The 12,131-nt window shown below is 61.7% G+C and carries 11 protein-coding genes; 8 read left to right on the top strand and 3 right to left on the bottom strand.

Features of this window, described 5'->3' with window-relative positions; translation table 11 throughout:
- Positions 1 to 17 precede the first annotated feature (17 nt).
- On the top strand, positions 18 to 3,143 hold the full coding sequence (locus Q9Q94_RS04380; protein WP_305978799.1) for an efflux RND transporter permease subunit: 3,126 nt from the start codon (positions 18 to 20) through the stop codon (positions 3,141 to 3,143).
- A 147-nt stretch (positions 3,144 to 3,290) separates the two neighbouring features.
- Here the strand turns inward: Q9Q94_RS04380 and Q9Q94_RS04375 are convergent, their stop codons facing one another.
- Positions 3,291 to 3,776 carry a hypothetical protein gene (locus Q9Q94_RS04375; protein WP_305978798.1) on the bottom strand — a complete coding sequence of 162 codons (486 nt, stop codon included), beginning with the start codon at positions 3,774 to 3,776 and terminating at the stop codon, positions 3,291 to 3,293.
- Positions 3,777 to 3,958: 182 nt separating this feature from the next.
- On the opposite strand from Q9Q94_RS04375, the gene Q9Q94_RS04370 reads away from it, so the two are divergent.
- Positions 3,959 to 4,714 carry a DUF5677 domain-containing protein gene (locus tag Q9Q94_RS04370; RefSeq protein WP_305978797.1) on the top strand — a complete coding sequence of 252 codons (756 nt, stop codon included), beginning with the start codon at positions 3,959 to 3,961 and terminating at the stop codon, positions 4,712 to 4,714.
- A 457-nt stretch (positions 4,715 to 5,171) separates the two neighbouring features.
- On the opposite strand, the gene Q9Q94_RS04365 is transcribed toward Q9Q94_RS04370, so the two are convergent.
- Both Q9Q94_RS04365 and Q9Q94_RS04360 read right to left on the bottom strand, forming a co-directional pair.
- Positions 5,172 to 5,870 (bottom strand): DsbA family protein, encoded by a 699-nt coding sequence (locus Q9Q94_RS04365; RefSeq protein ID WP_305978796.1) that lies wholly within the window; start codon positions 5,868 to 5,870, stop codon positions 5,172 to 5,174.
- 73 nt (positions 5,871 to 5,943) lie between these two features.
- A complete protein-coding gene (locus Q9Q94_RS04360) occupies positions 5,944 to 6,816 on the bottom strand; it encodes an MBL fold metallo-hydrolase (protein WP_305978795.1) in 873 nt (290 codons plus the stop codon).
- Positions 6,817 to 6,920: 104 nt separating this feature from the next.
- Between Q9Q94_RS04360 and Q9Q94_RS04355 the strand changes: the two genes are divergently transcribed.
- The 6 genes from Q9Q94_RS04355 to Q9Q94_RS04330 all read left to right on the top strand — a co-directional run bounded on the left by Q9Q94_RS04355 (position 6,921) and on the right by Q9Q94_RS04330 (position 12,103).
- On the top strand, positions 6,921 to 7,811 hold the full coding sequence (locus tag Q9Q94_RS04355) for a LysR family transcriptional regulator (protein WP_305978794.1): 891 nt from the start codon (positions 6,921 to 6,923) through the stop codon (positions 7,809 to 7,811).
- Positions 7,812 to 8,058: 247 nt separating this feature from the next.
- The gene (locus Q9Q94_RS04350) at positions 8,059 to 8,655 is read left to right on the top strand and encodes a TetR/AcrR family transcriptional regulator (protein WP_305978793.1); all 597 of its coding nucleotides are present in this window, start codon (positions 8,059 to 8,061) and stop codon (positions 8,653 to 8,655) included.
- An 84-nt stretch (positions 8,656 to 8,739) separates the two neighbouring features.
- Positions 8,740 to 9,894 carry an iron-containing alcohol dehydrogenase gene (locus Q9Q94_RS04345; RefSeq protein WP_305978792.1) on the top strand — a complete coding sequence of 385 codons (1,155 nt, stop codon included), beginning with the start codon at positions 8,740 to 8,742 and terminating at the stop codon, positions 9,892 to 9,894.
- A 48-nt stretch (positions 9,895 to 9,942) separates the two neighbouring features.
- Positions 9,943 to 10,965, top strand: coding sequence for an NADP-dependent oxidoreductase (locus Q9Q94_RS04340; protein WP_305978791.1), 1,023 nt, complete (start codon positions 9,943 to 9,945; stop codon positions 10,963 to 10,965).
- A gap of 30 nt (positions 10,966 to 10,995) precedes the next feature.
- Entirely contained in the window at positions 10,996 to 11,406 is a 411-nt protein-coding gene (locus tag Q9Q94_RS04335; protein ID WP_305978790.1) for an organic hydroperoxide resistance protein, read from the top strand.
- A 16-nt stretch (positions 11,407 to 11,422) separates the two neighbouring features.
- Positions 11,423 to 12,103, top strand: a complete 681-nt coding sequence (locus Q9Q94_RS04330; RefSeq protein WP_305978789.1) for a type 1 glutamine amidotransferase domain-containing protein — start codon at positions 11,423 to 11,425, stop codon at positions 12,101 to 12,103.
- Positions 12,104 to 12,131: the final 28 nt, after the last annotated feature.

Below are 12,131 nucleotides of genomic sequence, written 5' to 3'. Positions count from 1 at the left end.
TCTTCGGGAGGCCAGCCATGATCGCCAAACTCATCCGCTGGTCGATCCACAACCGCTTCCTCGTCCTGCTCGCCACCGTGATGCTCAGCGCATGGGGCATTTACGCCGCACTGCGCACGCCGCTGGATGCACTGCCGGATCTGTCCGACGTGCAGGTGATCATCCGCACCAGCTACCCGGGGCAGGCGCCGCAGATCGTCGAGAACCAGGTCACCTATCCGCTCACCACCACCATGCTCTCGGTGCCGGGCGCGAAGACAGTGCGCGGCTTCTCCTTCTTCGGCGACTCCTTCGTCTACGTGCTGTTCGAAGATGGCACGGACCTGTACTGGGCGCGTTCGCGCGCGTTGGAGTATCTGAATCAGGTGCAGTCACGCCTGCCGCCGTCCGCCAAGACCGCGCTGGGGCCGGATGCCACCGGCGTAGGCTGGATCTACAGCTACGCGCTGGTCGACAAGAGCGGCAAGCACGATCTGGCGCAGCTGCGCAGCCTGCAGGACTGGTTCCTCAAGTACGAGCTGAAGACCGTGCCGAATGTGGCTGAGGTCGCCTCGGTGGGCGGCATGGTCAAGCAGTATCAGGTCGTATTGAATCCCGACCGGCTGCGCGCCTACGGGCTGAGCCACCAGATGGTGATCGACGCCATCGGCCGCGCCAATCAGGAAACAGGCGGCTCGGTGCTGGAGTTGGGCGAGGCCGAGTACATGGTACGTGCTTCGGGCTATCTGCAGACTCTGGACGACTTTCGCAAGATTCCGCTGATGAGTGAAGCCTCCGGTGTGTCGGTGCGTCTGGGCGATGTAGCCAACGTGCAGGTTGGCCCCGAAATGCGCCGTGGCATTGCAGAGCTGGATGGCAAGGGCGAAGTCGCCGGTGGTGTGGTGGTGCTGCGATCCGGCAAGAACGCGCTGGAAGCCATCCACGCAGTGAAGGCCAAGCTGGATTCACTCAAATCCAGCCTGCCCGAGGGCGTGGAGATCGTGCCGACCTATGATCGTGGCGAGCTGATCGAGCGCGCAGTAGACAACCTCAGCCACAAATTGCTGGAAGAGTTTGTTGTCGTGGCGTTGGTGTGCTTCATCTTCCTGTTCCATCTGCGCTCTTCGCTGGTGGCGATCATCTCGCTGCCGCTGGGCGTTCTGATGGCGTTCATCATCATGCATTACCAGGGCGTCAACGCGAACATCATGTCTCTGGGCGGCATTGCGATTGCCATCGGGGCGATGGTGGATGCGGCGGTGGTGATGATCGAGAATGCGCACAAGCATCTTGAGAAGTGGAAGCACGCGCATCCCGGCGAAGAACCTCGCGGTGAGGCGCACTGGCAGATCATCGCGGAAGCCGCTGCAGAGGTCGGTCCAGCGCTGTTTTTCTCGCTGTTGGTCATCACCTTGTCCTTCATTCCGGTGTTCACGCTGGAGGCGCAGGAAGGTCGGCTGTTCGCACCACTGGCCTTCACCAAAACCTATGCCATGGCAGCCGCTGCTGCGCTGGCGGTGACGCTGATCCCGGTCCTGATGGGTTATCTGATTCGCGGCAAGATTCCGGACGAACACAGGAATCCGCTCAACCGCTTCCTCATCGCCATTTACCGCCCGCTGCTCGATGGCGTGCTGGCCTGGCCGAAAGCCACCCTGGCCGGGGCGCTCGTTCTATTGCTGTTGAGTTTGTGGCCGCTGCAGCATATTGGTGGTGAATTTCTGCCACCGATGGACGAAGGTGATCTGCTCTACATGCCGACAGCCTTGCCCATGCTCTCTGCCGGTAAGGCCAGCGAGTTGTTGCAGCAGACCGACCGCCTGATCAAGAGCGTGCCCGAAGTTGCGCGCGTCTTCGGCAAGGCCGGTCGCGCCGAAACGGCGACCGACCCGGCACCGATCGAGATGTTCGAGACCACCATCCAGCTCAAGCCGCGATCAGAATGGCGCGCCGGCATGACCACCGAGAAGCTCATCGAGGAACTGGACCGCACGGTGAAAGTGCCGGGGCTCGCCAATATCTGGGTGCCGCCGATCCGCAACCGTATCGACATGCTCGCTACCGGCATCAAGAGCCCGGTGGGTATCAAGGTCGGGGGGGCTTCGCTGGCCGAGATCGAGCGCCTCACCACGCAGATCGAGCGCGTGGTGAAGGAAGTGCCCGGCGTCAGTTCGGCGCTGGCCGAACGCCTCACGGGCGGGCGCTACATCGACGTGAATATCGATCGTGACGCCGCCGCGCGCTTCGGCATGAACATTGCCGACGTGCAGAGCGTGGTGAGCGCAGCCATCGGTGGCGAGAATGTCGGCGAAACCATCGAGGGCCTGGCGCGCTACCCGATCAATGTGCGCTACCCCCGCGAACTGCGCGATTCGGTGCAGAAGCTGCGCGAGTTGCCCATCGTCGGCCCGCGTGCCCAGCGTCTTTCGCTGGGGGATCTGGCACAGATCCGCGTTGGTGATGGCCCGCCCATGTTGAAGAGCGAAAACGCGCGCCTCTCCGGCTGGGTCTATGTCGACATCCGTGGCCGCGATCTGGCCCGTACCGTGCACGACATGCAGCAAGCTGTCAGCCAGCAGGTGACGATGCCAGCCGGCTATTCGATTGCCTGGTCCGGCCAGTTCGAATACATGGAGCGTGCTGCCGCCAAGATGAAGATCGTCGTGCCTTTCACCCTGATGATCATCTTCCTGCTGCTCTACCTGACCTTCCGCCGCGTGGACGAAGCCCTGCTGATCATGGCCACGCTGCCCTTCGCACTGGTAGGCGGGATCTGGTTGCTGTGGCTGCTCGGCTACAACCTGTCGGTGGCGGGGGCGGTCGGCTTCATCGCGCTGGCGGGAGTGTCGGCCGAGTTTGGCGTGATCATGCTGCTGTATCTCAAACACGCCTGGGAAGAGCGGCTGGCGAAGGGCATGAGCGACAGCGAAGCGCTGCTGGACGCGATCCGCGAAGGTGCTGTCCTGCGTGTGCGCCCCAAGGCCATGACCGTGGCAGTGATCCTTGCGGGTCTGCTGCCCATCATGTGGGGTGGTGGCACTGGTTCCGAAGTCATGCAGCGCATCGCCTCACCCATGGTCGGCGGCATGATCACTGCACCGCTGCTGTCGATGTTTCTGGTGCCCGCGGTGTATTTGTTGATGCGCCGACGCAGGAGGAAATGAAGGGTGCCCGGAGAGCCTTATGTAGCGAGCTTCTCCGGGCAGTATCGTAGGGCGCAATCGAAGCGCCGAAGGCGCGCATTGCGCCGTATGGGAAATCGCACATCCGGCGCAATGCTGTTGTGCGGCGATTGACGCCCTACGACGTGCTTACCGTGACGCAGGCTCCGGCGTCACTTGTTCGTACGAAACATAGTGCGTTTCGATAAGAACATGCTTGCCAACAAGGCTTGGATTGTCTGGCCACGTTTTGACTATGGCTCGAACGTAGCGATTGTCTTTGTACGAGCGTTGGTCCCAGTCAAAAAATATTTTGAACGTAAACACACAGCCAGGCACGCATTGCTTTATGGGGTGATCCCAATAGCCGCTATCGATTTCCCGATTCAGCATGATGGGCATACCTGAGCTTCCTTGCCGAGCAACAACCTGTATTGCGGGTTGAGGAAACCCATAGATGATTTCTTCGATGCCGGATTGCGCTGTCACCAAAGCTTGGAACAGGCTTTCTTCAATGGTCGTGAATTGCTCATAGAAATCCCAATCTTCATCTGCCAGAAACTCCTCCAGAAAATAGTTATTGAACAGCTCTCTGCTGGCGAGCCTGAATTTGTTAATACGTCTATCAATGTTCATAAGACCTCACGAAGGAAAACGCTAAAACCGTAGGGCGCAATCGAAGCGCCAAAGGCGCGCATTGCGCCGCAAGGGAAAATCGCACATCCGGCGCAATGTCGCTGCACGGTGATTGACGCCCTCGGGAGGGCATCTGATCATGGCCACATCCTAGGCATAACTAGGCAGGTACTTGGGGAACAATGATGGATGAAAAACTAATAATTTCAAGAGCGGAATCCATTGCGAAATTTGCTCATGTCTTGATAGACAATATGAGCCCCCCTACAACCAAACCTGACAGACCTCGGGTTGCTCTATTCCTGACTATTTGCGAGCAGTTTGAAGCGGCATTGCTGTTGATCCGCTCAGGCATGGCATCACATGCATCCGTACATGTTCGGTCTATGCTCGAAGCGCTCGTGGCGATGAATTTACTCGGGAAGCACAATAATTACGTAGATCAGATGATGTACAGCCAGCTAAAAGGTGAAAAGAAAATCTACGAGGGCCTCATTCAAGAAGGAGAGTTACCCCAAGAACTTCAACCTTTTGTGCAAGGCCGCCTGAACAACTGCAAGCCTCGCTTTGACGCCTTACACGCGGAAGGTTTTCGTCCGAAGAATATTGGGAACGAAATTCTGGATGCAGGTTTGGCCGACTTATTGGGGCCTTATTCCATGCTTTGCGGTTTCTCACACAATGATTTAGCGGTGTTGGCTCTGCGTCATCAAGGCGATGAGTCCATGACCTATATGGCACCAACGCCTTCAAAAGTCATCATTACCATCCTTTCTATCGCACTGCGAATAATCGTGGCGGTGACTGAACCTCTGTCAAAAATCGCTCTATTCCCGGCAGGATTATTTGACGCTGTGTTTGGGGAAATGAACAAAGCTTGGAGCGACGTTCTGGCACAAGCAGAATCAGGAGCCGCGGAGGCTGAATTCTCGATATAGGAGCCTTAGGGCTTAATCGAAGCGTCGCACGGGAATCACACTTCTGGCGCCCTCGCGTATGCTCACTCCGCTTTGCTCGCCAAGTGCCCCAACCGCACAACCAAGCTGCCCCTCAAAACCGCTCATCGCGCTGGCCATCCAGGCCGCAGTGTGAAGTCATCTCCGGTTCGTCGTTTTCAATCGCAGGAAACGCGTGGGCGGCACGCCAGCGCAGTCTGCGAACACGCGCTGCAGGCTCACCCCAAGCGCGCCAGTGACTTCGTCGGGCGCCGGCTGCCCGGCGCGATGGGTGCAGTGACGTGGCGACGCACACCACCCGTTTCGTGCGCTCGGGGCCGGTGGCCGAAGAGGCTCGTCTGGCAAGCGTCTTCAGCGTGCAGGCCCGGTGAGGGGCGCAGGACGTGGCTGACGGGGCAGGATGCTCGGAAATCCTTTTCCGGTGCGCCTCTTCAGCGGGTCAGAGCTTGCAGCCATCCAGCCCGCAATGCGGGATCGCGCCCGGCGCTTCGTCAGGCGATGCCGGCACACGTTCGCGCAAGGCTGCAGCGAACGCGGCCGGACGACCCAGCCATTCGCCCGGCTCGATGCGGGTCAGCGTGCCGTCATCGGCTTCCAGCGCCAGCGTCGGAAAGCCTTGCCCGCCTGCGCGCGCCAGCCATGCGCGACTGTCGCGAATATGCGCTGCTGTCGCCGGCCCTTCGAGTCGCCTCCAGGCAGCGGTGAAGGCTGTCGCGTCCAGCCCGAGTTCGATGGCCAACGCAATCAGCACCTCGGGTTCGGCGATACGACGCCCCTCAAGGTAATGGGCACGCTGTACGCGATGCGCCATCTCCAGCCCGCGCCCGGCGATTTCCTCGGCGACGAGGATGGCGGTGGTGGGCGGGGCCGAATCCATCACGGCGCTGGTGTCGCGCAGCAGGCCCTCGAAATAGGCTTCGCCGAAGGGCTGGCCGGTGAGCTCGGCGATACGGCGATCATGCGGCATCACGTAGTCGCGCCATTGCGGAGTGATCGCACGGCGATTGGGTCCGGTCAGCATGCCGCCGCCATGCAAGGCGAGCTTCAGGCCGCGCACCTCACGTGCGGCCTCGATCAAGGGAGCTGCGGCATAGCACCAGCCGCAGAGAGGGTCGAAAATGTAATGCAGGGTATTCATGTCGGGCTCCTGTTGCCTCGGGCATCGCTCCATCCACGTGTGGCGGAGCCTGCCCGGTTGTCGTTTCAATGCGTTATTGCGGCCACTTCAACTCGCCTTTGATGACCTTCGCGCTCAGTTCCAGTGAAGCAGCTTCGCCGGCCTGCGGGTAACGCGCTTTCATGGCGGCGATCAGTGTGTTGGCATCCCTGGCTTGTTGCGCGTTGGTCTCGAAAGACTTCAGATAATCGCGAGTGTATTTCACCGCGCCGAGTCCCTTGGGCGCGTCACCCAGATAATGGCCGGGCACCACGGCGGCCGGCTTCAATGCGGCAATCGCCTTGAGGGTGGCCTGCCAGTCCTTGCGCGACCGGGCGGTTTGCGTGTCGGCGACCCACACGTGGATGCCACTGGAGACGACGACACCGCCGGCCACGGTCTTGAGCGAGGGAATCCACAGATAGCTGCGCTCCGGGCTCGGACCTTTCAGGCCCTTGATCTGGATGGTCTGGTCTTCCAGCTTCAGCGTGTCGCCGGTGAGTACCTCGGGCAGCACCAGTTTCTGCGGCGCATTCTCCTTGAGGATCGGCCCCCAGTAGGCCAGCTTGCCGTCCATGCTGGCCTTGATGTGGGCGACGGTCTGCGGCGTAGCGACGATCTTCGCGGCGGGGAAGGCCGCCTGAATCACATCCAGCCCGAAGTAGTAGTCCGGGTCACCATGACTGATGTAGATGGTGCTGAGCGTCTTGCCGCTGGCCTTCAGCCTGGCAACCAGTGCCTCGGCGTCGTTGCGCTGGAACTGGGCATCAATGAGGATGGCTTCGTGTTCGCCCGTGATGATTTCGGAGGAAACCGGGAAGATGGCGTTCTCGCCGGGGTTGTAGACCTCCAGCGTCAGCGGCGCGGCCTGGGCGGCGGTGCTCAGGCCGAGGGTGGCGAGGGCCATCACAATGGTTTTGCGGATCATGCTGTGCTTCCTTGTTCGGGTTGGAGTGAGCGAAGCATAGGTTGCACAGATCGCGCGAAAAAGCCGCTATCCTGCAATGATTGATTGCTTTAAACGGACGAATCATGGATCGCATCATCGCCGCCCAGGTCTTCGTGGCCATCACAGAACGCGGCAGCCTGATTGCCGCGGCCGAAGCGCTGGACATGTCCCGCGCCATGGTCACGCGCTACCTCGCCGAGATGGAGGACTGGGCCGGCGCCCGCCTGCTCCATCGCACGACGCGCCGCCTCGGTCTGACCTCCGCTGGCGAAGCCACGCTGGCGCGCTGCTGCGAGATGCTGGCACTGGCCGAGCAGATGCCGCGCGCGGCCGATGCCAGCGCGGATGAGCCAGCCGGCATGCTGCGCATTGCCTGTGCGCCCTCGCTGGCGCAGGCGAGCCTGGCGGCGGCAATGGCGGCCTATCTGCAGCGTTATCCACGCACCGCCATCGATCTGCAGATCGGCAACAAGGCGGTGAATCTGGTCGAGGAGCGCATTGATCTGGCGATCCGCATCACCAACCAGCTCGACCCCAACCTGATCGCCCGCCCGCTGGGTGAATGCCCCTCGGTCATCTGCGCCGCGCCGGCCTATCTGAAGGCGCGCGGCACACCACAACGCGCCGAGGATCTGGCCCTGCACAACTGCCTGACCTACGCGTATTTCGGCAAGAGCCTGTGGAATTTCGAGCGCGCGGGCGAACCCCTGAGCGTGCCGGTGAGCGGCAACCTCAGCGCCAATGATTCGGTGGTACTGTTGGAGGCGGCTGCCGCAGGCGCCGGCATCAGCATGCAGCCCACATTCTCTGCCGCCCCGCTGATCGCCAGCGGCAAGCTGGTGGCGCTGCTGCCACAGGAGATACCGCAAACCCTGGGCATCCACGGCATCTACAGCTCGCGCCAGCATCAGTCAGCCACCCTTCGCACCATGCTGGATTTTCTGGTGAGCTGGTTCGCACGGCCAGCCGGCTGAGGCAACGGGAACCCGGTCGGGCTGACATCACGCCCGGCGCCTATCAAGATGGCGATCAATGTGCTGCGCCCGTGCCTGCCCGGAGACCGGCGCACAGCCTGCCTCTCCACCTGCCCTGTCTGGAAACGCCCGCCACGCGCGCTTCTTCAGGCAGGCTGGGCGTGACTCTGTGGTCGGATGCTCCTGCAGGGAAGAGCCTGAAAATTTTACTAGACGACTGGTCTATTTGTGATTTAAGATGGCGTCCATGAACTCCGAGCGCACCGAAAATCGTCCCGATACCCGTCAGCACATCCTCGACTGCGGCCAGCAACTGATTGCGGCCAAAGGCTTCGTGGGGGTGGGGCTGGCGGAAATCCTCTCCGCAGCCGAGGTGCCCAAAGGCTCCTTCTACCATTACTTTGCGTCGAAGGAGGCGTTCGGCGCCGCGCTGCTGGATGCGTATTTCGACGCCTACATGGCTCGTCTCACCACGCTCAGCGCACACCCCGGCCTGACCGGAGCGCAGCGCCTGCTGACTTACTTCGAGCGCTGGATCGAAACGCAGCAGGGCAAGGATGCCGCGCAGTACTGTCTGATCGTGAAGCTGGCGGCCGAGGTCGCCGACCTGTCCGACAGCATGCGTCACAGCATGCTTGCCGGCACCGAACGCATCCTGCGCCAGCTGGCGGATTACGTAAGTGCTGGTCAGGCCGACGGCTCGATTGGCAACCCGCACCCGGCAGAAGAACTCGCCCAGTGGCTCTACGAGGCCTGGCTCGGTGCCTCCCTGCTGGCCAAGCTGCGCCGTGATCGCAGCAGTTTTGAAGCCGCCATGACGCGTACCCGTGAATTGCTGAACTGAACGCCCCCTGCAGCGGTGCGCCCGGCGCGCCGCCTTTTTTTGATCACAAACTAGACGACCGGTCTAATAAACAGGATAACCAGCATGCTGAATTTCGATTTCTACAACCCGACGCGCATCGTCTTCGGTGCAGGCCGTATCGCCGATCTGGACAAGCTCGTGCCGGCCGATGCGCGCGTGCTGATCCTGTTTGGCGGAGAAAGCGCCCGCAAGACCGGCACGCTGGCTGAAGTGCGCACGGCACTGGACGGGCGGAAGATGTTCGAGTTCGGCGGCATCGAGCCCAACCCGTCTTATGAAACCCTGATGCGCGCCGTGGCGCAGGTGAAGCAGGAGCAGATCGACTTCCTGCTCGCGGTAGGCGGTGGTTCGGTGATCGACGGCACGAAGTTTGTCGCTGCAGCCGCGCTGTTCGAAGGCGAAGCGAGCGAGATCCTCTTCAAGTTCGGCCGCAACATCAGCCGCGCCATGCCTTTTGGCACGGTGCTGACCCTGCCGGCCACCGGCTCCGAGATGAATGACGGTGGCGTTGTGACGCTGAAAGCACAAGGCGCCAAGCTGCCCTTCCTGAACCAGGCACTCTTCCCTGTGTTCTCAGTGCTGGACCCGACCAAAACCTACACCTTGCCGCAGCGTCAGCTCGCCAACGGCGTGGTCGACGCCTTCGTGCATGTCATGGAACAGTACCTGACCTACAGCGTGGACGGGCACGTGCAGGACCGCTTTGCCGAAGGCCTCCTGCTGACGCTGATCGAACACGGCCCCAACGCGATCAGCAGCACCGATTACAACGCTCGCGCCAATCTGATGTGGGTGGCGACCCTGGCGCTCAATGGCCTGATCGGTGCCGGCGTGCCGCAAGACTGGGCGACCCACATGATCGGCCACGAGCTGACCGCGAAATACGATATCGACCACGCCCGCACCCTCGCGGCGGTGTTGCCGGCCATGCTCCAGGTGCGTCGTGAGGCCAAGCGCAGCAAGCTGCTGCAGTACGCCGAACGCATCTGGAATATCCGCGAAGGCAGCGACGACGAACGCATCGATGCCGCCATCGCCCGCACCCGCAGCTTCTTCGAAAGCCTGGATGTGCCGACCCGTCTGAGCGCTTACGAGCTTGGTACGGACGCGGTCACGGCCATCCTGGAGCAGCTCAAGGCGCACGGCATGGTCGCCATCGGCGAGCACAGGGACGTCACGCTGGAAGTCAGCCGGCAAGTGCTTGAAGCCAGCCTCTGAAACAGTCACGTGTCCGCACCATATTCAAACGTTCCCCGGGAAACTGTCATGAATACCCAACTCAACCAGCGCATCGTCCTCGCCAGCCGTCCGGTCGGCGAGCCGCTGCCTGCCAATTTCCGCCTCGAAAGTGCGCCGGTTCCGACGCCTGCCGACGGCCAGATCCTGCTGCGCACCCTCTACCTGTCGCTCGACCCCTACATGCGTGGCCGCATGAGTGACGCCAAGTCCTATGCGCCGCCCGTAGCCATCGGCGAAGTCATGGTCGGAGCGACGGTCAGTCGCGTCGTGCAGTCACGTCATCCTGACTACAAGACCGGCGAACTGGTTCTGAGCTTCAACGGCTGGCAGGACTACGCGCTGTCTGACGGCACCCGTGTGCACAAGCTGGGCGATCTCGCCAGGCCGTCGCTGGCGCTGGGAATTCTCGGCATGCCCGGCTTCACCGCCTACATGGGCCTGCTGGACATCGGCCAGCCTCAGGCCGGCGAAACCGTGGTGGTGGCTGCGGCCAGCGGCGCGGTTGGTGCGGTGGTGGGGCAGATCGCGAAGCTCAAAGGTTGCCGTGTCGTCGGCATCGCTGGCGGCAAGGCCAAGTGCGATTACGTGATGACTGAGCTCGGCTTCGATGTCTGCATCGATCACCACGCGGATGATCTGGCGGAGCAACTCGCCGCGGCCTGCCCGAGTGGCATCGATGTGTATTTCGAGAATGTCGGCGGCAAGGTCTTCGACGCGGTGCTGCCACTGCTCAACACCAAAGCGCGCGTGCCGCTGTGCGGCCTGATCGCCAGCTACAACACCACCGGCCTGCCGGACAGGCCGGATCGCCTGCCGCTGCTGGCCACCACGATCCTCAAGCGGCGCATCCGCATGCAGGGCTTCATCATCTTCGACGACTATGGCCATCGCTATCCGGAATTCCTGCAGGAGATGGGCAAGTGGTTCGCCGAGGGCAAGATCAAGTTTCGTGAAGACATCGCGAGCGGGCTGGATGCCGCACCGGACGCCTTCATTGGCCTGCTCAAGGGCAATAACTTCGGCAAGCTCATCGTAAAAATTTCCGACTGAACACCTCACCCGACACTGAAAGGAAACATCATGAAAATCTTCTACAAGACCCGCGCCACCGCCACTGGCGGCCGCTCCGGCAGCACTTCGCTTGATGATGGCAGCCTCACGATCGAGCTCGCCATGCCCGGCACGGGCAAGACCGGCGCCAACCCGGAACAGCTCTTCGCGCTGGGCTATGCCGCCTGCTTCGATAACGCGCTGAAGCACATCGCCACCGGCACGAAGCTGCCATTAACCAGCAGCCAGACCAGTGCCGAAGTCGGCATGGGGCAGACACCTGAAGGTGGCTTCAAGCTCGACGTGGATCTGTATGTGACGCTCGCCGGTCTTGACCAGACCGCTGCCGAGGCTCTGCTCGCCAAGGCTCACGCCATCTGTCCCTATTCCAACGCCCTGCGCGGCAATGTCGACGTGCGCCTGCACCTCACTGTCGCCTGATCACCGGAGCCACACCATGAAAAAAATCCTGATGGTCCTTACCTCGCACGACCAGCTTGGCAATACTGGCCTCAAGACCGGCTTCTGGCTCGAAGAATTCGCCGCGCCTTACTACGTCTTCAAGGACGCTGGCATGTCCGTCACGCTCGTTTCACCCGCTGGCGGTCAGCCACCGCTGGACCCGAAAAGCGACGAGCCGGACTTCCAGACCGAAGCTACCCACCGCTTCCGCGCGGATGCCGCCGCCGTGGCGGAACTTGCCAGCACGCAGCGTCTGGCGGATGTCCGGAGCGCCGATTTCGATGCGGTGTTCTATCCCGGCGGTCATGGTCCGCTGTGGGATCTGGCCGAAGACGCGCAGTCCATCGCCTTGATTGAGACCACCATTGCCGCCGGCAAGCCGCTTGGTGTGGTGTGCCACGCACCCGGCGTGCTGCGCCATGCGAAAAATGCTGACGGCACTCCGCTGGTGCAGGGGCGTCGCGTCACAGGCTTCACCAACACTGAAGAAGAAGCGGTGCAGCTCACCAAGGTCGTGCCGTTCCTTGTTGAAGACATGCTCAAGGCCAATGGTGGCGACTACAGCAAGGGGCCGGACTGGCATCCCTACGCGGTAGTCGACGGCGCGCTGATCACCGGTCAGAATCCTGCATCGTCCGAACTGGTCGCGCAGAAGCTGCTGGCTGCGCTGGCCTGATCCGATCGCTACCCTCCCTCAACCCCAA

It is taken from the genome of Uliginosibacterium sp. 31-16 (genome assembly GCF_030730865.1).
In the GTDB taxonomy this organism is placed as follows: domain Bacteria; phylum Pseudomonadota; class Gammaproteobacteria; order Burkholderiales; family Rhodocyclaceae; genus Uliginosibacterium.
This window is presented reverse-complemented; position numbering and strand designations above follow the sequence as displayed.

What these genes read in the sequence shown, in the direction of transcription:
- Q9Q94_RS04380 (WP_305978799.1), top strand. Translation starts at nt 18, where the DNA reads ATGATCGCCAAACTCATCCGCTGGTCGATCCACAACCGCTTCCTCGTC.
- Q9Q94_RS04375 (WP_305978798.1), bottom strand. Translation starts at nt 3,776, where the DNA reads ATGAACATTGATAGACGTATTAACAAATTCAGGCTCGCCAGCAGAGAG.
- Q9Q94_RS04370 (WP_305978797.1), top strand. Translation starts at nt 3,959, where the DNA reads ATGATGGATGAAAAACTAATAATTTCAAGAGCGGAATCCATTGCGAAA.
- Q9Q94_RS04365 (WP_305978796.1), bottom strand. Translation starts at nt 5,870, where the DNA reads ATGAATACCCTGCATTACATTTTCGACCCTCTCTGCGGCTGGTGCTAT.
- Q9Q94_RS04360 (WP_305978795.1), bottom strand. Translation starts at nt 6,816, where the DNA reads ATGATCCGCAAAACCATTGTGATGGCCCTCGCCACCCTCGGCCTGAGC.
- Q9Q94_RS04355 (WP_305978794.1), top strand. Translation starts at nt 6,921, where the DNA reads ATGGATCGCATCATCGCCGCCCAGGTCTTCGTGGCCATCACAGAACGC.
- Q9Q94_RS04350 (WP_305978793.1), top strand. Translation starts at nt 8,059, where the DNA reads ATGAACTCCGAGCGCACCGAAAATCGTCCCGATACCCGTCAGCACATC.
- Q9Q94_RS04345 (WP_305978792.1), top strand. Translation starts at nt 8,740, where the DNA reads ATGCTGAATTTCGATTTCTACAACCCGACGCGCATCGTCTTCGGTGCA.
- Q9Q94_RS04340 (WP_305978791.1), top strand. Translation starts at nt 9,943, where the DNA reads ATGAATACCCAACTCAACCAGCGCATCGTCCTCGCCAGCCGTCCGGTC.
- Q9Q94_RS04335 (WP_305978790.1), top strand. Translation starts at nt 10,996, where the DNA reads ATGAAAATCTTCTACAAGACCCGCGCCACCGCCACTGGCGGCCGCTCC.
- Q9Q94_RS04330 (WP_305978789.1), top strand. Translation starts at nt 11,423, where the DNA reads ATGAAAAAAATCCTGATGGTCCTTACCTCGCACGACCAGCTTGGCAAT.